Origin of the sequence: Meiothermus sp., from assembly GCF_025056915.1 — a bacterium.
Taxonomy (GTDB): domain Bacteria; phylum Deinococcota; class Deinococci; order Deinococcales; family Thermaceae; genus Meiothermus.
In genome coordinates this window covers 1-19,460 of record NZ_JANWVH010000058.1, presented here as the reverse complement: position 1 = coordinate 19,460, position 19,460 = coordinate 1, and the positions used below count along the sequence as shown (strand labels likewise).

At 62.2% G+C, this 19,460-nt stretch carries 22 protein-coding genes; 10 read left to right on the top strand and 12 right to left on the bottom strand.

Features of this window, described 5'->3' with window-relative positions:
• A partial coding sequence (locus NZN28_RS10085) for a galactose oxidase early set domain-containing protein (RefSeq protein ID WP_295397819.1) occupies nt 1–220 on the top strand: 220 nt, incomplete at its 5' end.
• 53 nt (nt 221–273) lie between these two features.
• Here NZN28_RS10085 and NZN28_RS10080 read toward each other — a convergent pair.
• Nucleotides 274–831 carry a YIP1 family protein gene (locus NZN28_RS10080; protein WP_295397817.1) on the bottom strand — a complete coding sequence of 186 codons (558 nt, stop codon included), beginning with the start codon at nt 829–831 and terminating at the stop codon, nt 274–276.
• 284 nt (nt 832–1,115) lie between these two features.
• Here NZN28_RS10080 and NZN28_RS10075 point away from each other — a divergent pair, with 284 nt between their 5' ends.
• Both NZN28_RS10075 and NZN28_RS10070 read left to right on the top strand, forming a co-directional pair.
• Entirely contained in the window at nt 1,116–2,162 is a 1,047-nt protein-coding gene (locus tag NZN28_RS10075) for a YibE/F family protein (RefSeq protein ID WP_295397815.1), read from the top strand.
• An 88-nt stretch (nt 2,163–2,250) separates the two neighbouring features.
• Nucleotides 2,251–3,285, top strand: a complete 1,035-nt coding sequence (locus tag NZN28_RS10070; RefSeq protein WP_295397813.1) for an N-acetylmuramoyl-L-alanine amidase — start codon at nt 2,251–2,253, stop codon at nt 3,283–3,285.
• Here NZN28_RS10070 and NZN28_RS10065 read toward each other — a convergent pair.
• Nucleotides 3,282–3,803, bottom strand: coding sequence for a hypothetical protein (locus NZN28_RS10065; RefSeq protein ID WP_295397812.1), 522 nt, complete (start codon nt 3,801–3,803; stop codon nt 3,282–3,284). The genes NZN28_RS10070 and NZN28_RS10065 overlap by 4 nt on opposite strands.
• Before the next feature lie 13 nt (nt 3,804–3,816).
• Entirely contained in the window at nt 3,817–4,698 is an 882-nt protein-coding gene (locus tag NZN28_RS10060) for a metal ABC transporter substrate-binding protein (protein WP_295397811.1), read from the bottom strand.
• Nucleotides 4,699–4,779: 81 nt separating this feature from the next.
• Here NZN28_RS10060 and NZN28_RS10055 point away from each other — a divergent pair, with 81 nt between their 5' ends.
• Nucleotides 4,780–5,151 carry a Fur family transcriptional regulator gene (locus NZN28_RS10055; RefSeq protein WP_295397809.1) on the top strand — a complete coding sequence of 124 codons (372 nt, stop codon included), beginning with the start codon at nt 4,780–4,782 and terminating at the stop codon, nt 5,149–5,151.
• 314 nt (nt 5,152–5,465) lie between these two features.
• Here NZN28_RS10055 and NZN28_RS10050 read toward each other — a convergent pair whose 3' ends face one another.
• Nucleotides 5,466–5,948, bottom strand: coding sequence for a TlpA disulfide reductase family protein (locus tag NZN28_RS10050; protein ID WP_295397806.1), 483 nt, complete (start codon nt 5,946–5,948; stop codon nt 5,466–5,468).
• 186 nt (nt 5,949–6,134) lie between these two features.
• Here NZN28_RS10050 and NZN28_RS10045 point away from each other — a divergent pair, with 186 nt between their 5' ends.
• The 4 genes from NZN28_RS10045 (at nt 6,135) to NZN28_RS10030 (ending at nt 10,461) form a co-directional block, all read left to right on the top strand.
• Nucleotides 6,135–7,091, top strand: coding sequence for a nitrilase-related carbon-nitrogen hydrolase (locus tag NZN28_RS10045; RefSeq protein ID WP_295397805.1), 957 nt, complete (start codon nt 6,135–6,137; stop codon nt 7,089–7,091).
• Between the two features lie 63 nt (nt 7,092–7,154).
• Nucleotides 7,155–7,682, top strand: a complete 528-nt coding sequence (locus NZN28_RS10040) for an Rrf2 family transcriptional regulator (protein ID WP_295397803.1) — start codon at nt 7,155–7,157, stop codon at nt 7,680–7,682.
• A gap of 263 nt (nt 7,683–7,945) precedes the next feature.
• Complete coding sequence (locus NZN28_RS10035) at nt 7,946–8,806, top strand: sulfurtransferase (protein WP_295397801.1); 861 nt, start codon at nt 7,946–7,948, stop codon at nt 8,804–8,806.
• 308 nt (nt 8,807–9,114) lie between these two features.
• Nucleotides 9,115–10,461: a hypothetical protein gene (locus NZN28_RS10030; RefSeq protein WP_295397800.1), complete on the top strand. Its 1,347-nt coding sequence runs from the start codon at nt 9,115–9,117 to the stop codon at nt 10,459–10,461.
• Nucleotides 10,462–10,584: 123 nt separating this feature from the next.
• Here NZN28_RS10030 and NZN28_RS10025 read toward each other — a convergent pair whose 3' ends face one another.
• The gene (locus tag NZN28_RS10025) at nt 10,585–10,884 is read right to left on the bottom strand and encodes a rhodanese-like domain-containing protein (RefSeq protein WP_295397798.1); all 300 of its coding nucleotides are present in this window, start codon (nt 10,882–10,884) and stop codon (nt 10,585–10,587) included.
• Between the two features lie 134 nt (nt 10,885–11,018).
• Between NZN28_RS10025 and carB the strand changes: the two genes are divergently transcribed.
• On the top strand, nt 11,019–14,150 hold the full coding sequence (gene carB / locus NZN28_RS10020; protein ID WP_295397796.1) for a carbamoyl-phosphate synthase large subunit: 3,132 nt from the start codon (nt 11,019–11,021) through the stop codon (nt 14,148–14,150).
• Nucleotides 14,151–14,192: 42 nt separating this feature from the next.
• On the opposite strand, the gene NZN28_RS10015 is transcribed toward carB, so the two are convergent.
• Complete coding sequence (locus NZN28_RS10015) at nt 14,193–14,585, bottom strand: CZB domain-containing protein (RefSeq protein ID WP_295397794.1); 393 nt, start codon at nt 14,583–14,585, stop codon at nt 14,193–14,195.
• Nucleotides 14,586–14,761: 176 nt separating this feature from the next.
• On the opposite strand from NZN28_RS10015, the gene NZN28_RS10010 reads away from it, so the two are divergent.
• Nucleotides 14,762–15,124 (top strand): hypothetical protein, encoded by a 363-nt coding sequence (locus NZN28_RS10010; protein ID WP_295397791.1) that lies wholly within the window; start codon nt 14,762–14,764, stop codon nt 15,122–15,124.
• 39 nt (nt 15,125–15,163) lie between these two features.
• Here NZN28_RS10010 and rplS read toward each other — a convergent pair whose 3' ends face one another.
• The 6 genes from rplS to ffh form a co-directional block, all read right to left on the bottom strand.
• The gene (gene rplS / locus NZN28_RS10005) at nt 15,164–15,649 is read right to left on the bottom strand and encodes a 50S ribosomal protein L19 (RefSeq protein WP_295397790.1); all 486 of its coding nucleotides are present in this window, start codon (nt 15,647–15,649) and stop codon (nt 15,164–15,166) included.
• A 155-nt stretch (nt 15,650–15,804) separates the two neighbouring features.
• Entirely contained in the window at nt 15,805–16,518 is a 714-nt protein-coding gene (trmD, locus tag NZN28_RS10000) for a tRNA (guanosine(37)-N1)-methyltransferase TrmD (protein WP_295397788.1), read from the bottom strand.
• A gap of 24 nt (nt 16,519–16,542) precedes the next feature.
• A complete protein-coding gene (rimM, locus tag NZN28_RS09995; protein WP_295397786.1) occupies nt 16,543–17,031 on the bottom strand; it encodes a ribosome maturation factor RimM in 489 nt (162 codons plus the stop codon).
• Nucleotides 17,032–17,082: 51 nt separating this feature from the next.
• On the bottom strand, nt 17,083–17,301 hold the full coding sequence (locus NZN28_RS09990) for a KH domain-containing protein (RefSeq protein WP_208014506.1): 219 nt from the start codon (nt 17,299–17,301) through the stop codon (nt 17,083–17,085).
• Between the two features lie 183 nt (nt 17,302–17,484).
• On the bottom strand, nt 17,485–17,724 hold the full coding sequence (rpsP, locus tag NZN28_RS09985; protein ID WP_295397783.1) for a 30S ribosomal protein S16: 240 nt from the start codon (nt 17,722–17,724) through the stop codon (nt 17,485–17,487).
• Between the two features lie 77 nt (nt 17,725–17,801).
• Nucleotides 17,802–19,106, bottom strand: coding sequence for a signal recognition particle protein (gene ffh, locus NZN28_RS09980; RefSeq protein ID WP_295397781.1), 1,305 nt, complete (start codon nt 19,104–19,106; stop codon nt 17,802–17,804).
• Nucleotides 19,107–19,460: the final 354 nt, after the last annotated feature.

Genomic DNA, 19,460 nt, shown 5'->3' with positions numbered 1-19,460 from the left:
GGGCGCACCCACCCACGGCTTCGACCAGAATCAGCGCTACCTCGAGCCCGAATTCACGGCCAGCGGCAACGTCCTGACCATCCGCACCGATTTCCGCACCCTGCCCAAGTTTGGAGGGGCCAACCAGTCGCGCAACGCCGCCCCTCCGGGTTTCTACCTGCTCTTCATCCTTGACGACCAGGGTGTGCCGTCGGTTGCGCACATCATTCGAATCCAGTAGCCCTGCCCAAAAACATAACGCCTCCCCCGCCGGGGAGCGTTTGTGGGGGTTTTTTATCGCAAAATGCCGGCAATGACCAGGCTGGCAATCAGGGTACCAACAAACGCCACGGCCAGCGTAATCCAGATTTTGCCGCTCTCGCGCAGGTTCATGCTCGACTGCACGGCCAGGTAGGCAAAATAAACGTTGATGACCAGCGCCCCGATGGCCAGCAAAGGAATCAAGAAAATGCCAATCAAGGTAATGAGCAGAATCAGGCTGACCACCGCCACCACCACATTGATGGGCGCCCAGAACAAAGCAAAGGTGTAGGCCACGTTATCGAGCGTGCCGGTGCCGCCCTGGGTCTTGCCCACATAGTGCACCAGATAGGTGAAGATCAGGAAACCCACAATGGTGCCGATAATTCCATTCAGAAAGGCGCCCAGACCGCTACCCAAACTGAACAGCCCGGTAATCACAGCCGCAACCAGCACATAGATCACCGCTTCGCGCAGGGTGCCTTTGTTTTCGTATTGCTCAAAGGTCTCCACGCTGGGTTTGGTGAGCACCTGAATGCTCTGGCTGACCATGTTCATCACGGTATCGATAATGGACGGTGTGGTGTTCATACGAACCCTCCCCCGGGCTTTTGGTACAGGTGTAGTTTACAACGGAATCTCATCGAACCATCAATCCAGGTATCCATCGGGCTTCTACCGTGGGGGGCTGTATCCGGGTTGCCCTCTCCCGTAGCGATACCCCATAGCTGTTGCTTTTGCAGCGACAACGCGGCAACCACGCATTGGAGGTTCGGTCAATTCCCCGGTGAGGGGCAGCAAAAGCGTGGAACAAAAGCCTCTTTGCCAGGCGAAAGCCATCACCCTCTCATCTGAAAGCCACTAAGATTAGAGCCATGCGTTTTTGGCTCGTTCTTCTGGCCGTTCTGGGCCTGGCCTGGGCGCAGGATGCACCTTCAGACCCAACACCCCCCAGTTCACCGGGGGCCTACTCGATTGCCCGCATCGTTTCGATGGGTGAAAAGAGCGCAACCGTGCGGGTGGGGGGGCAGCTCAAGGAAGCCGAGTTTCCCACCGAGTCGGCGGGCTTTCACGTGGGGCAGCGGGTGGTGGTCTATGAGGCCGATGGCAAAACCTACATTGCCGAGCCGTACCGCATCCACTACCTGTGGGGCCTGCTCGGGCTGTTTGTGCTGGTCACCGCAGCCCTGGGGCGGGGCAAGGGTCTGCGGGGCCTGCTGGGAACCGCCGCCAGCATGGCCGTGCTGGCCTTTTTTGTGGTGCCGCAAATCTCGGCTGGGAACAATCCCCTGCTTATCACGTTCGTAGGGGCTTTTGGCATTCTGGCGCTCTCGATTTATTTCGTTCACGGCATCAACCGCAAGACCACAGCGGCCCTGATCGGAACCACTTTTGCCGCACTGGTGGCCCTGGTTCTTTCGGTGCTGTTGACCGAATGGATGCAGTTCACCGGCCTTACCTCCGAGGAAGCCTTTCTGGCCCGTTTCCAGCTTGGGGGCAACCTCGATCTGGTGTCGCTGTACCTGGCCGGGGTGGTGGTGGGGGCGCTGGGAGCGCTCAACGACGTGACCGTAACCCAGGCTTCGGTTGTTCAGGCCCTGGTACAGGCCAACCCACGCTACAGTCTGCGGGAGCTCTACACCCGGGGCATGACGGTGGGCTTTGACCACATCGGCAGTCTGGTCAACACCCTGATTCTGGCCTATGCGGCGGGCACGCTGCCGCTGCTGCTGCTGATTGGCCAGAGCGAGGTTCCGCTTGGATTGCTGATTAACAACGAGACCTTTGCCGCTGAAATTGTGACGATGTTGGTGGGTTCGCTGGCCCTGGTGCTGGCGGTTCCGCTGACCACCCTGGTGGCGGCCTGGCTGCTGCGGGGGCGAAAGCTGGACTACATCGAGCGTCGGTGGCCGGGGCCATGAACCAAACCTCGAGCCCCACATGACAATTCTCATGCGATGGCGCTACAATTTGCGCCAGATGCGATACATTCTGGCGTTGGCGTTCTGTTTGGCATCTCTTGGACTGGCGCAACCCCGGGTGGGCACCGAAGACGGCCTGACCCGACTGGTATTTGGCATCCCCAGCGAAGCGAGCTACAGCCTGCACCGTCAGAACAATGAGGTTTCCATTCGCTTCCAGGGCACCCCGCCCCGAACATTGCGAACCTTGCTGAACACGCCGCAGGTTGTCGGCTACCGAGCCACCCCCAGTGCGGGTGGCTCGATTTACGTGGTCACGCTCCGGGCGGGCACCCGCTATCGCACCCTCGAGCTCTCCAACCCCCGCCGGCTGGTGCTGGAAGTGCGCGGCCACGCCGCAACCCATCCCCGACCCCGCAGCACCGCCCGCGCACCCACAGCGGTGGTGGTACTGGACCCCGGCCACGGGGGAATTGACCCCGGCGCGGTGGGGCTCGTGCGAGAAGAAGAGGCCGTGCTGGAAGTGGCCCTCCTGACCCGGCGGCTCCTCGAGGCCAGGGGTATCCAGGTGGTGCTGACCCGCACGGGCGACCAGCACCTTTCGCCCAACAAAGCCACCGACCTGGGGCTACGGGCCGCCATGGCCGACAGCAAACGCACCCTGTTCGTTTCCATCCACGCCAACGCCGCCGAACGGGCCGCCCAGGGAATTGAGGTGTACTACTTTGGTGAAACCATTGACCAACGGCTTTTGTCCAAGGCCATCCTGGAAAACGGGGGCGGCATGCTGGGGCAGCGCCTGACCCAAGAGGCCCGAAGCGTGGCCCAGCGCCTCATGCGCGACCTCCTCGCCCAGGCCAATCTCAAGTTTTCCGAGCAACTGGCCCTCAAAACCCTGCGCTCGCTGGTGCGCGAGACCGGCGCGGTGAGCCGGGGGGTGCATACCGCGCCCTTCTACGTGATCCGCAACGCCCGCATTCCGGCCATCCTGGTCGAGATTGGCTTTGTCAATCATCCGGAGGAGGGCAGGAAGCTGGCAACCCGGGCTTACCGCCAACAGCTGGCCAACGGGCTGGCCGGGGGCATTACGGCTTTCTTGAACAGCGGCAATGCCCAGCGCTAGAGGGGAACGGCCCCGGCGTCCGAACGAAGCCGCACCCAACTTTGCCAAGCAGGCAGGGAACGCCGGGCCAGCGGTGGAAGCTGCTCCAGTTGCCGACGACGATAGTCGGGGCCATACCGTTTCACAATCCAGGACTCGTAAGCATAGACCCAGGGGTGCAGGCTATCCATGCCGTCCTGGAGCGGCAGGGGCTTCCGGTCGCGGGGCAGTTCGGGCAGGCCGCGGGTGCTTTGTAGCCAGAAAAATGACTCGCTTGGACGGTGGTAAAATACCACCCCCTGCACCCCGTGCAACCAGGCAGCGCTCGAGTGCAGCCCCAGCCCGCCCCGCAAATACAGGCTGGAGCCCCTACCCGTCGGGTTGGCCTCCTTTTGAAAACCGTAGGCCTCGAGGATGCCGGCCAAGGCGTCCTGGCCCCAGAGCCAGAACTGCGCAGGAAGGGGGTTGGCCAGGACGGTGGAGGTCTTGCGCCGGGCAGTGGTTTCTATCTCCTCGACCCTGAACGTTGGTGGCTCCATGTGAAGCAGTCCCCTAGCGAAACGACTGGCAGATGGCCTGCCCGTTGGCCTGAATCAGCTTGAGGTAGGTATCCACGGTCTTGTCGAAGGCATCGGAGTAGATGCGGACGATGCGGGCGCCGGTGGCCTCGGCCAGCGCGCGTGCCTGGCCCTGTGCAAACTGCGGCTCCACGAAAATGACCCGCACATTCTCTTTTTTCATGGCCTGGGCCAGCCGGGCCAGACTGGCCGGGCCGCGTTCCTGTCCGGCGATATCGGCAATGGTGCCGATGCTTTTCAACCGGTAGTAGCGGTTGAAGTAAAGCAGGGCTTCGTGCTGGGAAACCAGCTTCCGAAGAGCCTGCGGAATATCGGCCAGGCAGCGCTGCACGGCTGCATCGGCCTGGCGAATCCGGGCGATGTAGCTGGCCGCATTCTGCGCATAAAGAGAGCCTCCGGCAGGGTCTACTTCCGCCAGCGCATCGCGGATTTTCTCCACGTAGCGCATGCCGTAGGTCGGGTCGAGCCAGAGGTGGGGGTCGAACTCGCCGTGTTCATGTCCGTGAGCGTCCTTCTTGCCGGTCTTGATCAGGTTTGGCATCCCGTCGGCCAGTTCGACAATGCGGGCACCTGGGGGCAACTGGGCCTCGAGCTTCTCGAAAAAGGGCTCGAGGGAGAGGCCATTGGCGAAGAAGACCCGGGCGCGGCTGATGGCCCGGATAACCGAGGGGCGCGGCTCAAAGCTGTGGGGGTCACTGCCGCTGGGCACCACCTGCACCACCTGCACCCGGCTGCCCCCCACGTTGCGCACCATATCGGCTATAAAGCCCGTAGTTGCGGCCACCTGCACCGGCTGTGCCAGGGCAAACCCCAGTCCCAGCATCAGCAAACATCCCATCCGAAACGCAAACTTCATCACAGCCTCCACCGTCGTCGGTTATTTATATTGATAACTCATTATCATCTTGTCAAGGCCCGGGTTTGCTATTCTGAAACCATGGAACGCTCCACCCGCCAGCGGCAGGCCATTCGTGAGGTGATGACCGAGCTCAACCGCCCGCTCTCCCCCACCGAGGTTCTCGAGGCAGCCCGCTACAAGGTGCCCGGCCTCGGCATCGCCACCGTCTATCGCACCCTGAAGGGGCTGGTCGAGGAAGGCAGCGCGGTCACGGTCGAACTTCCGGGCGAGCCCCCGCGCTACGAGCTGGCGGGCAAAAAACACCACCACCACTTTCACTGCAACCAGTGCGGCAAGGTGTTCGAGCTCGAGGGCTGTCCGGGCGATTTCTCCTTCATGGTGCCCCAGGGCTTCAAAACCGAGAAGCACGAAATCGTGCTATACGGGCGCTGCACCGATTGCCTGAACTAGACGTTTGTGATCAAGGCTCGACTCGCTGGAATATGCAGTGTTCGTGTCCAGGGGCAGTAAGGCGACGTGAAAAACACGTAAACTCGGTCAGAAGTATCACTCCGAGCGCAGCGAGGAATCTATTACGCTACCATCCCCAACATTCACTACCCTTGCTCCACACCAGATTCCTCGTCGGCGAGCGCCTCCTCGCAATGGACAGGTGTATTTTCGATAGTCCCTGTGCTATTGACGCACCGTTCTCAATAGCCAGAACACACGCACCAGGGCGTTCCCTGGCCACAGGCCCTGGACTATAGATCACAGACCCTGCGCTAAAACGCTTTCAACAACTCCGCCAGTTCAGCAGCACTGATCTCGCCGATGTGGCGGTTTACCAGCGTACCTTCGGCATCGTAGAACAGCGTGACCGGCAGGCCCTGAATCCGCAGGGGGTCGCTCAGTTTGGCCTCGGGATCGAGCAGGACATTGGGAATTTTGAGCCCCAGCTCGTTCTCAAAGGCCCGCACCGCCTCCGGGCCATCGCTGATGTTCAGGAACACAAACCGAACCTCCGGGTTGGCTTTAGCCGCCTTGAGCAGCAGGGGCATCTCGCGGCGGCAGGGCCCGCACCAGGTAGCCCAGGCGTTGAGCACAAGGGGTTTGCCCTTGAAATCGGTGAGCTTTGCGGTTTGTCCGTCCATTTGCTTGACGGTCAGGGAAGGCAGAACTTCCACGCCGGACTCGGCTCGAGGTTGCAACAGCAAAAACCCTGCCGACACCACCAGCGGTAGCGCAACCCACATCCAACGACTCATCGCCTTTCACTTTACGGGATTTTGCCGGAGCCTTCGGGAAGGCAACATACATATAGGCCCCCTCGCAGCTCTAACACCGGCCACACCGGCCCGCCAATGCTTCAGGCACCGAACGCTTTTCGATGATGGGGGCATGCGCTCCGCAGACCATCCGCCGTCGGCTTGGGGTGTAGTAAGGTGGGGCAAATGCGGGTGCATCTGATTGCCGTTCAAGCTGAGCTGCAAACCGCGCCCTATACCAGCGCCGAATCATTCAGGCAGTATGTGCTGGAGCTGAGCCGGGGCGCGGTGCAGGGTCTGCCCGAAGACCAGCCCCGCATACTGGCCTTTCCCGAGGCCTTTGCCCTCCCCCTGGTGTTCTGGCTGGAGACCTCGAGGGCGGTGCTCGAGGCCCAAAGCGGTCTTCAGGCCGCTTTGCAGTTGCTGCGCGAGCACTGGCCTGCCCTCTTGCGGCAGGGGGTCTGGAGCCCCGCCGCGCTCTACCACCTGCGGGCCCCGTGGGTCTGGCCGGTGTATGAGCGGGCCTTTCGGGAAGCGGCACAGGCGGTGCGGGCCTACATCGTGGGCGGGAGCATTTTTAGCCCCCAGATGGACTGGGAACCAGCCCGTCGCCTGCACGCCAAGGGCAAGGGGGTGTACAACCTCTCGCTGGTGGTCTCGCCCCAGGGCAGCGTGTTGGGGCGTGTCCCCAAAGTGCATCTAACCGCTAGTGAGCGCAAGGCGTTTCTGACGGGCGGCCCACCAGGCAGGCAGACCCTCCATACCCGCCTGGGCACCCTGGCCAACCTGATCTGCCTGGATGCTTTTCACGACAGCCTGATCGAGCAAGCCGACGCCGCCGGGGCCTGGCTGGTGGTGCAGCCTTCGGCCAACGCCGCCCGCTGGGAAGGGCCCTGGAGCGCCGACCCCAGGGAAATAGAGGGCCAGGTCTGGCTCCGCGAAGGGCTGGCCCAAAAACTTCAAAACCGCGAAAACCTGCGCTACGGACTCAACCCCATGCTAAACGGCCACCTCTACGACCTCTATTTCGAGGGAAAGAGCGGCATCTACCAGGCAGGCGGCCCCCTGGCCCTGGCCAAGAGCGCGGTGGGCAACGCCTTTGTACGGGCCGAGGTGGAGGTACCGGACGCGCCGGGCAGGTGATTAATGGCCCGCTGACCCTCTGCCTTCGGCAACCAGCGGGTTGCTATGGGCTAAATTAGGGCTATGCGCCTCTCCAAAACCGACATCTACGCCTTCAAGACGCTGGGCTACCTGGGTACCCAGCCCCCCGGGCGTCTGGTGGGCAGCGAAGAACTCAGCCAGGCCACAGGCGTAAGGCACACCTACCTGGTGCGGATTCTGGCCGCCCTGGTCGGGCACAATCTGGTGGTCTCCAAAAAGGGCCAGGGTGGGGGGTACGCGCTGCCCCGGCCTCCCGAGGAAATCAACCTGCGCGACGTAATTCGGGCCGTGGATGGCCCCATCGCACCGCTGGCCTGCGTCAGCCTGAACTGGCCCAAATCCTGTACCGAAGAAAACCGTTGCCGGGCACGCAGCGTGGTCTGGCTCAAGGTGCGCGATGCCGTGCTGCAAAGCCTGAGCCAGGTGAGTGTGGCGGACCTGGCCGCCGACTTCCGGCAGGGGGTGGACTATTCGGAGTGTTTGCAACACCTGCTGCACTCAAGCGAGCTGCTGACCCGGCCCCGGCGGCCAACCCTACCTCGAGCCCGCTCCAAAGCCACACGACGCTAATATGGGGCCCGTTTTGGCGGAACCAGGGGTTGTGTTCTGGGTGGTCGGGTCTCCGACGCCTATCCAATCCCTCCCTTGCTACCCGCTGCACCGCTCCTGCTCGTTGCGAAGGGTTCCAGCAAAGAGCATCGGTCGGTTGAATCCAAAACCAGGATTCTGTATTATCCGGCCCATAGATTACATCTTTTGTAATCTATATCAGCGTAACCCCTGACCTGTTTCACTTATCATCGTCTGGGTTAACTGAGACCGTGGAGGAAAACATGAGCTACGCAAACCCCGATGTGCTGGTTTCCACCGACTGGGTGCTGGAACACCACCAAGACCCCAATATCCGGATCCTCGAGGTCAACGAGGACATCCTGCTCTACGACACCGGCCATATTCCCGGCAGCCAAAAGATTGACTGGCAGGCCGATCTCTGGGACGACACCATCCGCGAGTTCATCCAGCCCGAGGAGCTGGCTGCTCTGTTCGAGCGCCTGGGCATCTCCAACGACACCACCATTGTGCTCTACGGCGACAAAAACAACTGGTGGGCCGCCTATGCCTTCTGGTTCTTCAGCTACAACGGGCACAAACACCTCAAGCTGATGAACGGCGGGCGCATCAAGTGGACCCAGGAAAACAAGCCCCTCACCACCGAGGTGCCCAGCTATCCCAAAGGCTCCTATACACCCGGAAAGCGCGACCCCAGCCTTCGGGCTTTCCGCGATGAGGTGCTGGCACACCTGGAAAAGGTCAAGGCGGGTAAGGGTGCTCTGGTCGACGTGCGCAGCCCCGCCGAGTTCACCGGCGAAAAAACCCATATGCCCGAGTACCCCCAGGAAGGGGTGCTGCGGGGAGGGCACATCCCCGGCGCCAAGAGCATTCCCTGGGCCACCACCGTAAACCCCGACGGCACCTTCAAAAGTGCCGAGGAACTGCGGGCCATCTACGAACCCAAGGGCATAACCCCAGACAAAGAGGTGATTGCGTATTGCCGCATTGCCGAGCGCAGCAGCCATAGCTGGTTTGTGCTCAAGCACCTGCTGGGCTTCCCCAACGTCAAAAACTACGATGGAAGCTGGACCGAATGGGGCAATGCGGTAGGCGTCCCCATTGAAAAGGGCCCGGAAAAGTAGCCGCGCCCTTCGAACCACATCGCCTTGACCCCCTCTCTGAGAATGATTGGGCAAAGAGGGGGTCTATTTGACCCAAAGCGCTTCAAGTCGGGGGCAAGCGCGTTTGCTGGAGCAGTGAGGCAGAAAGCAGGGGTTTGGGGCAGGGGGCCGGTCTTGGAGACCCACCCCCACCACCAACTTGCCTATTCTTGAAAGTTACCTGTACGCCAAAACCTGGTACGACTGGGGTTTTGGCCTTTGGCACCAACCGCTCAAGGTAGAAACGAGACCCACTGCCCGGTTGGCCTATTCGGGCTAGACTATGACAAATGCCCGATGCTGCATCCGACTCCGTTAGCCACCCGCTCGAGCGCCAGGCCCTCCGGGAACTGCTGCAGTTTCCGCTCACCGAGGCCCTTTTCGGGCGCCGCAGCCGCCGCTTTGCCCTGGGGGGTGCGCTGCCCGAGGGGCCTTTGGCCTACACATCGCGCTACGAGCCCTATCCTCTCTCGGAGCTCGAGCGCCTGCTAATCCTGACCACGGTGGGGGGCCTGACCGGCTGGCACAACCTGATCAGCCACCACAAAAACGTGGCCCCTTACCTCCCCAGCTACTCTGGCATGGCCGCCGGGCGCACCTTCCCCAGCGCAGCAGGCTTCCACACCAGCCAGATTTTCTTCACCGACGACAGCGGCACCTATATCTTCAAGACCCGCGATGCCCCCCCGCCGGTTCCCCGCAACCCCCAGGGCCAGGTGGACGTGGTGGAGCTCCTGCTTGCCCACCAGCAGTTCATACACAGGCTCTCCGACACCAGGCTCTACATCCCCCCTCGAGAGCCTTTTATGGCCGGTCACAACGCCTGGAATGCCAACAAACCCGGCTCCCTGCTGGTCTGGCCCATCGCCGACGTGGCCCAGCACCAGCTACTCAAGCTGCTGTTCATTGCCCAAAACGGATTTGTGCTCTACGACGACGTGCACAACCAGAGCATCCCTGGGCTGGAAAAGTTCAGGGATTACGTTGCCCTGGACAAGCCCTATCCCCTGACCGCCTTCGACCAGGCCACCCTGGCCGAGGTTTCGGCAGAAATAAGCACGGCAGTGTTCGCAGGCCACCTGATGCAGCAGGCCATGGGGCTGGGCGGCTGGATGCTCAACGGGCTGGATCGGGTGCGAACCCTGGGGGCTTCGGGCGACCCCGAGGTGCCCGGTCTGGGCTTCCGCTACGACTTTAAGCCGGGCTGGTCGCGGCCCAACCCCACCGGCCTCGAGGGCGTGTTCGAGGGCCACTGCCCGCCCCACTTCCCCCACATGCGGGCCGCCGTGGAGGCGCTGGTCGAGCGCAAATTTGGCTCGGGCGGCCCCTTCCACCCCGAGACCCCCGGCCCCTGGAAAAAGACCCCGGCCATCCGCGCCCAGGCCTTCCCGCACGAGGAGTGGCTGGTTGACCTGGTCGCCACCCAGGCTCAGTACCTGTTCGACACCTTTGGCAAGTTCCCCGCCACCGTCCCCACCATCTACAGCCTGATGTTCCTGCAAAGCCACCACCTCGACCTCGAGTACTACGACCGGTTTTTTGAGCCGGGGGCCTACCTGCAAACCCACCGCGAGCACCTGGAAAAGTGGCACGGGGTGCGGCTGGAGGACTTGCCCAGAAGAGACGATAGTCAATAGTCAATAGTCAATAGTCAATAGTCAATAGTCAATAGTCAATAGTCAATGGTCAATCGTCAATGGCCGATGACGAACAACTCTACTTGCGGGTTGTACGCTTTTCAACCGACTATCGCCTACAGGCTATAGACCGTCGTCCCTTTTCCGCAGCTTTTGCAGGCCCCCCTCGAGGTTGTAGACCTGCTCATAGCCCGCGGCTTCCAGGTACAGCCCGGCCAGCTCGCTCATCACCCCTCGCTCGCAGATGAGCAGCAAAGGGCGATCCTTGGGCAGGTTGTGGTTGCCATGCTGAATGTCGTGCAGGGGGATGTGCAAGGCCCCCTCGAAGTCGCTCTGGCTGTACTGCTCGGGCGGGCGCACATCCACCACCAGCGGGTTTTCCTGGAGAAAACTTTTGAGCAACTCGGATTTGAGGGTTCGCATATCCAAAAGATAAGCCAAAACGGGCGGGCCGATTGCCCCCCCCCGCTGGCTTGAGAGTTTATGCCGCCAACTGAAACACTATGCAAAACGCAGGTAGCCAACCGCCGGAATAAGTGATATTCTCTGCCCTTGGTATGCCCGCCCGCACCGACCTGAAAAAAATACTCATCATCGGCTCCGGCCCCATCACCATCGGCCAGGCCGCCGAATTCGACTACTCCGGCACCCAGGCCGTCAAGGCCCTCCGGAGCGTGGGCTACAAGGTGGTGCTGGTCAATTCCAACCCGGCCACCATCATGACCGACCCCGAGCTTTCCGAAGGAACCTACCTCGAGCCCCTCACGGTGGAGTTCCTGGAAAAAATCATCGCCCAGGAGCGCCCGGACGCGCTGCTGCCCACCCTGGGCGGGCAGACCGCGCTCAACCTCTCGATGGCCCTTTACGAGCAGGGCATCCTGGAGAAGTACGGGGTGGAGCTGATTGGGGCCAACGCCGCCGCCATCAAAAAGGGTGAAGACCGCGAGGAATTCCAGAGAGCCATGCTCAAGATTGGGGTGGACGTGCCGCGCGGCAAGATGGTGCACAGCCTGGAAGAGGGGCTGGCCTTTGCCCGCGAGGTGACCGGCTACCCGGTGGTGGTGCGGCCCAGCTTCACCCTGGGGGGCACCGGCGGGGGTATTGCCGAAACTGAAGCGGAGTTTGTGGAGGTGCTGACCCGGGGCCTTTCGCTCTCCCCCACCCACTCGGCCTTGGTGGAGGAGTCCATTGTGGGCTGGAAGGAGTACGAGCTCGAGGTCATGCGCGACAAGAACGACACCGTGGTGATCATCACCTCCATCGAGAACGTGGACCCCATGGGCGTTCACACCGGCGACTCAATTACGGTGGCCCCCGCGCAAACCCTCTCGGATGTGGAGTACCAGAAGATGCGCGATGCGGCCATCGCCATCATCCGCGAGATTGGGGTGGAGACCGGCGGCTCCAACATCCAGTTCGCCATAGACCCCAAAAGCGGGCGGATGATCGTGATCGAGATGAACCCCCGGGTCTCGCGCTCCAGCGCCCTGGCCTCCAAGGCCACCGGCTTCCCGATTGCCAAGATTGCCGCCTTGCTGGCGGTGGGCTACACCTTAGACGAAATCCCCAACGACATCACCCAGAAAACCCCGGCCTCCTTCGAGCCCACCATTGACTACGTGGTGACCAAAATTCCCCGCTTCGCCTTCGAAAAGTTCAGCAGCCTGCCCAACACCCAGCCGGGCGGCTTTTCCGACCGGCTCGGCACCCAGATGAAGAGCGTGGGCGAGGTGATGGCCATTGGCCGCACCTTCAAGGAGTCCTTTGGCAAGGCTTTGCGGAGCCTCGAGGCCGACGTGCGCTCGGAGTTCTCCACCTACACCACCGAGGAGCTGCTGGCCCGGCTCTACCCCAGCCCCACGCGAATTTATGCAGTGCTGGAGTTGCTCAGGCGCGGCGAGGCGGTAGAGCGGCTCTACGAGCGCACCCGCATTGAGCCGTGGTTCCTGAACCAGCTCAAGGAGGTGGTGGAGGCCGAGCACGACCTAAAGACCAAGAGCCACCGCCTGGAGGACAGTGAAGATTGGCGCTACGTGAAAAGCCTGGGCCTCTCCGACGCCCGGGTGGGCGAGCTGATGGGCGTTTCGGAGGCCGCGGCCCGCAAACAACGGCTGGCCGCGGGCTCGAGGCCGGTCTACAAGACCGTGGACACCTGCGCCGCCGAGTTTGAAGCCTACACCCCCTACCACTACAGCGCCTACGAGCTGGAAGACGAGGTGCGCCCAACCGACAAACCCAAGGTGGTCATTCTGGGCAGCGGCCCCATCCGCATCGGGCAGGGGGTGGAGTTCGACTACGCCACCGTGCACGCGGTCTGGGCCCTGCGGGAGGCCGTGGTTCCGCCTGAGCGGCCCGGCGAGGCCGGGGCACAGGGCTACGAGACCATCATGGTGAACTCCAACCCCGAGACCGTAAGCACCGACTACGACACCGCCGACCGGCTCTACTTCGAGCCCCTGACGCTCGAGGACGTGCTCAACCTGACCGAGCACGAAAAGCCCATCGGCGCCATTGCCACCCTGGGCGGCCAGACCCCCCTGAAGCTGGCCAAAAAGCTCGCCGAGGCTGGCGTAACCCTGCTGGGCACCCCCTGGGAGGCCATCCACAAGGCCGAAGACCGCGCCGAGTTCAACCGGCTGTGTGCCGAGCTGGGCATCCCCCAGCCCAGAGGGGCCGTGGCCCAGAGCCCCGAGGAGGCCCTCCAGCTGGCCGAAACCCTGGGCTACCCCTTGATGGTGCGGCCCAGCTATGTGCTGGGGGGGCGGGCCATGCAGGTGGTGCGGAACGCCGAGGAACTGCGCTGGTACCTGAGCGGCATCTACGCGGCTTTGGCCGAGCGGCCCTCCATTCTGCTCGACGAGTACCTGGAGAACGCCCTCGAGCTCGACGTAGACGCCCTCTGCGACGGGCAGCGGGTGGTGGTGGCGGGCATCATGGAGCACATCGAGCGGGCCGGGGTACACTCGGGCGACTCGGCCACCATCCTGCCCCCCATCTCGCTCACGCCCGAGCAGCTCGCCACCGTCCGGGAGTACACCCGCAAGCTGGCCCTGGCGGTGGGGGTGAGGGGGCTGATCAACGTGCAGTACGCCCTCAAGGACGGCACGGTCTACATCCTCGAGGCCAACCCCCGCGCCTCCCGCACGGTGCCCTTCGTCTCCAAGGCCATCGGCCACCCGCTGGCCAAGTACGCCGCCCTGATTGCGGTGGGCCAAACCTTAGACGACCTGGGCTTCACCCAAGACCCCACCCCGGCCTTCTACTCGGTGAAGGAGGTGCTGATCCCCTGGCTCAAATTCCCAGGGGTGATTCCGGTGCTGGGGCCGGAGATGCGCTCCACCGGCGAGAGCATGGGTATAGACAGCGACCCCTACCTGGCCTACTACCGGGCCGAACTTGGGGTGGGCCAGCGGCTCCCCCTTTCGGGAAGGGTGCGCTTCATTGGGGCCGACGAGTTGAAAGCCGAGTGGACCGCAGCCGGTTTTGAGGCTTCCGAAGGCGACTACGACCTGCTGATTGCCCTCACCCCCCACCCCGAGCTGCGCCGGGCGGTGGAGACCGGCAAGCCCTTCATCACCACCCCGGAGGGAGCCCGGTGGAGCCTCGAGGCCATCCGGCGGGCCCGCAGCAACAGCCTGCCGGTTCGGTCACTGCAAAGCTGGCATGCTGGCCAGACCACACCCCGCTAGCTTTGCACCATGGCGGCCTCTCCCCAGACAAGCCCTAACGGGCTAGTCCAGGCTTCGTTCTTTCTGCATGAGGTCTGCAAGGCTTTGCACGATTTCTTTGGAGCGCTGGTCAAACTCCCCCGTCAAAAGCCCTTGTGCGGCGCCGAAACCGTGCAAACGGAAGGTCTGCACTACCCTCGCCGCCACCAGATGAAACTGGCGATGAGCCTCACGCAGCCGAGCAAACTCTGGGTGCAAGGCCAGGGTAGTTTTGGCAGCCTCGAGGTAAATCCACCGACCGAGCTGGCACTGGTCGTCGCGCACTATCACCGATAGATCGAGTTCCTCGTTGGAACGGCCCTCAATCGCATCCTCCAGGCGCTTGCGCCAAGCTAGATGCGCTTCCAGCACGGCCTGAACATCCAGCCCTTGAAAGCGCCGTTCCTTTTCAGACAAACTTGGCAAGGAACCACTGCCCCCTCTGAGCCAGTTCTGCAACCAGTCCAAAAGGCCCATTGGAACCCACCCCTTTTTTACGGTAGCCCTTTGTTCAGGAATCAATTGTCGGGTAGCTTTCAGGCCATGGTTGTTTCAAGACGCGAGCCATCGGTTCGGGTCGGTAATAATGGGGTATGTTCCGCGATCCCCTCGAGCGCTGGGAAATCGGGGTCTATCCCCTGCTTTCCCTGGCCCTCATGGCCTGGCTGTCCTGGCCGCCAGGCTTCTACTGGAGCCAGGTGCTGCGCTGGGAAACCCTGCTGTGGGCTGGGTTGGGCGTTGTTGAAATTGACCGCTTTCGCCACCAACATCCTGGGCTTTCCAGGGTCATTCTGATCGCCTTGTCGCTCAGCCTGAGCTTCGTCCTGTTCAACCCAGGCAACCCGCGCCTGATGTTCTGGATTGCCCTGGGGCTTCTGGGGTATCTGTGGTTTCTCTTGTCCATCCCCGAGGTCTTGCGGCGGGCGGGCCGGTGGCTCAGAGTACGCAAAAAATAACCGGAGTGGGTTCTCCACTCCGGCCCCGTCTGGCCAACCTTACTTGCTTTCCTCAGCCGCTTCGCTGGCCTGGGCAGCGCGTTCGGCTTCTTGCCTGGCGGCATCGGCTGCCGCCTTGGCCTCGGCAGCTTCCCTGGCAGCCAGGGCCCGGGCTTCCACATCTTCGTTAAGCCGCTTGCGGTCGCCCTTGATGCGGGCCGCCTTGCCACGCAGCTCGCGCAGGTAGTAGAGCTTGGCCCGGCGCACCTTGCCGCGGCTTACGACCTGCACGCTCTCGATGAGGGGCGAGTTGAAGGGAAACACCCGCTCCACCCCTTCGTTGAAGGAAATTTTGCGTACCGTGAAGGCGCTGTTGAAGCCGTTGTGCTTGATTTTGATGACCACGCCCTCGTAGGCCTGCACACGGGTTCGGTTGCCTTCGACGACCTTGTAGTTGACCCGCACGGTGTCGCCGGGTTTGAACTGGGGGATGTCGGTACGGGTGTACTTCTTTTCGACTACTTTGAGCAAAGCACCACGGTTCATGGTCTGACTCCTTGTTCCAGCGGAACCTACTTGTGCGCCCTTTGCCGGTCTGGCAAACCTGCGGGTTCATGGATTCTTGCCCTCAAACGTACCCGCGTCGCAGATACTCGGGACAGGTCAGCAAGTTGTGATTCTAGCAGCCGGCATGGGCCTTGTCAAAACCCCTCGTCCTCGAGCCAGACCAAATCCTTGGCGGTGAGTTCGGCTTTCTCCAGCAAATCCGGGCGCCGCTCCTTGGTGCGCCGGAGGGCCTGCCTGCGCCGCCACTCGGCAATTTTGGCGTGGTGGCCCGAGGTAAGGATTTCGGGCACAGATAGGCCCCGGAACTCCGGTGGGCGAGTGTAGTGGGGATAGTCCAGCAGGCCGGTCGAAAAGGAGTCCTGCCGGTGGCTTTCGGCTTCCTTGATGACCCCCGGAATCAGGCGGGCGGTCGCCTCCAGAATGACCAGGGCCCCCAGCTCCCCGCCCATCAGCACGTAGTCGCCAATAGACACCTCGCGGGTTACAAACCGCTCCACCCGGGCGTCAATGCCCTCGTAGCGCCCGCACAACAGCACCAGGTGCGACTTCTGAGCCAGTTCCTCGGCCATGCGCTGGGTAAAGGGCGCCCCGGCAGGGCTTAGCAGGATGCGCTCGTCGGCAGGCCCGGCGGCCTCGAGGGCCCGCACCACCACGTCCACCCGCATCACCATCCCGGCCCCGCCGCCATAGGGGGTGTCGTCTACGGTTTTGTGTTTGTCCTCGGTGTAGGCCCGAATGTCGCGGATGTCCACCTCAATCAGGCCCTTCTGGATGGCCTTCTGGACAATAGACTCCTCCGTCCAGGGGCGAATCAGGTCTGGGAAAAGGGTCAGGATGGTGTATTTCATGGGCCCGCTGTGGCTTGGCCTGGATTACTCGAGCAACCCCGGTATGGCCTCGATGTAAATGCCGTCGGCCTCGATTTTCACATAAGGGGCCTGGAGCGGCACCTGATAGGTTTTGCTCTGGGCCCTGAGCGAGGTGCCTTTGGCTTTGATGACCAGGCGATCCTGCGCCCCGTCCTCCACGCCGACCACCTCCCCAAAGGGCCGACCATCCACAAAAACCGGCCTGCCCACCAGCTCAAAGTAGTAATACTCGCCTTCCTCTAGCTGGGGGAGGTCGTCCTGGTCTGCAAATACCCGCAACCCGGCCAGCCGTTCGGCCTCCTGGCGGCTTTGCACCCCCGTCAGGTAGAGCACGATTTCATTGCCGAGTTCTTCAATCTGGTCAATGGCCCGGTAGCCCAGACGTTCCAGGTACACCCTGTCCAGGTCAAAGACCACTGTCTCGCCTCGAAATTTGAGGCCGCCGGCCATACCGTAGGGTTTTCCAATGCGCCCAATCTCGATGCGCCGCATAGGTGGGAGGGGTGAGGGGACAGGGCCTGGGGCTAAGGGGGAACCACGCACCTAGCGCACTTCCACCGAAACCCGGCCCTTGGCAAACGAACGCACCACCGTGCGGATGCTCTCGATCACGCGCCCCTGCCGCCCGATGATGCGGCCTTTGTCCTCGGGGTGGGTTTCCACATAGTAAACCAGCCCCTCACGGCCCCGCCGTTCGTCCACACGAATGGAGGCCGGGTGATCCACCACTGCTTTGGCCAGGTACTCGACGAGGTCTTTCATACACTCTAGCCTATCGCCAAAAGCTGAAAGCCGAAAGCCCAGGGTTTAAGGCCATTATTGCCTCCTTCACAGACGCAGCCGCCCGTCCAGGCGGCCACAACTCTGTCCAGCACAAGGCTTTCTAAAGGGCCGGGTGTCTGCTATAAAGGGCGCTCCAGCTTTTGGCTTTCTGCCCTGGACGGCTCAGGCGCTGGCTTGCTTGATGAGCTTCTTGACGGTGTCGGTGGGCTGGGCGCCCACGCCAAGCCAGTAGTTGACCCGCTCCATGTCCACCTTAAGCCAGTCTTTGGTGGTTTTGCGGGGGTCGTAGTAGCCCACGCGCTCGATATAGCCCCCATCGCGCTTGGTGCGGCTATCCACCACCACAATGCGATAGTGCGGGTTGCCTTTGGAACCGAAACGGGCGAGTCGAATCTTGGTCATGCTTTTCTCCTTTGTCTGTAGCGGTACTGCTTTTTTCCGCATTCTGAGCCACAAGCCAGACGCCTGCGGCACAAGACCTAACGCCTGAAGAGGCCCCTGCCCCCCCTGGCCTGCTGTTTGGCCAGGGTTTTCATGAGCTGCTTGGTGTCCTCGAAGGTTTTGATAAGCCGGTTGACCTCCTGCACTGTGGTGCCGGAACCTGCCGCGATGCGCTTGCGGCGCGAGGCGTTGAGGATTCTGGGATCGCGCCGCTCCTTGGGGGTCATGGAGAGCACGATGGCCTCCATGCGGTTGACCTGCTTTTCGTCTACCGAAAAACCGGGGGGCAGCATGCGCGACATGCCGGGAATCATGCCCAGAATTTCGGTAAAGCTCCCCATCTTGCGCATCTGGCGCATCTGGGTGATGAGGTCTTCTAAGGTGATTTCCTTGAGGTCTTTCTGGGGGGCCTCGAGCTCGGCCTGCTTGGCTTTCTCCAGCAGGGTTTGCAGGTCGCCCATGCCCAGGATGCGCTGGGCCAGCCGGTCGGGGTAGAAGGGCTCGAGGCCCTCGAGCTTCTCCGAGACCCCCGCAAAGTAGATGGGCTTGCCGGTCACGTGCCGGGCCGAGAGGGCGGCTCCACCCCGGGCGTCGCCGTCGAGCTTGGTCAGAATCAGGCCCGAGACCCCGATGCGCTCATCGAAGGTTTTGGAGACGTTCAGGGCCTCCTGACCGGTCATGCTGTCCACCACCAAAAGGGTCTCGGAAGGCCCCAGGGCCTGCTTCAAGCGGGCCAGCTCGTCCATCAGGGCCTCGTCAATCTGGAGGCGGCCCGCAGTGTCCACAATGACCAGGTCGCGGTAGTCGAAGGTCAGGTGCTGCTGCAGGCGGGTGCGGGTGGTCTCGGGGCGCTCACCGTCGGCGACATCGAGCACCGGCACGCCAATTTTTTCACCCAGAATGCGAAGCTGCTCGCGGGCCGCCGGGCGCTGGGTGTCGGCAGCCACCAGCAGGGGGCGCCGCCCCTTGGACTTATAGAACTGCGCCAGCTTGCCGCTGGTGGTGGTCTTACCGGAGCCCTGCAAGCCCACCATGAACCACAGGTTGCCCTCGTTCTTGAGCACCGGCTGCTTGGCTTCCCCCCCCAGCATCTGCACCAGCTCTTCGTAGACCACGGTGAGGATTTGCTCCGCCGGGGTCAGGCTCTCCAGCACCGCCTGGCCCAGGGTTTTCTCCTGCACGCGGCTCACGAAGCTCTTGGCCACCTCGAAGTTGACATCGGCCTCCAGTAGCGACATCCGAATCTCGCGCAGGGTGGCCTTGAGGTCGGCTTCGGTAATGCGGCCCCGCCCGCGCAGCCGGTCCACGGCGGCGCGGATGCGTTGGGAAAGGGTTTCAAACATAGCTTCAGTCTAGCCCGGAGGTGCCCAAGAAACCACTCATATTACTTTTGCGATTTCTGGCCCACTTCCTAAAGGCCGCCCGCTAGGGTAGCAGCAATGGATTGAGTGTGTCAATATCAAGTTGTTTGTGATATATTATCGCAGGAGGTGATTCCGTTGACCAACATTTTGGCGATCCTCCGTAGCCGGAAACCGTGAAAACCGGTGTGTGTAAACCAAGGGCTGCGCGTGAATCCAAAGGTTCCGGACAACTGGTCTGCACCAGCAGCGACCGGAGATGGTAAATATAGTCGCCAACAGCGATGCTGTTGAGAGTCCTAGCCCCTTCGGGGGCTTTTTTGTTATCTCTAAGCT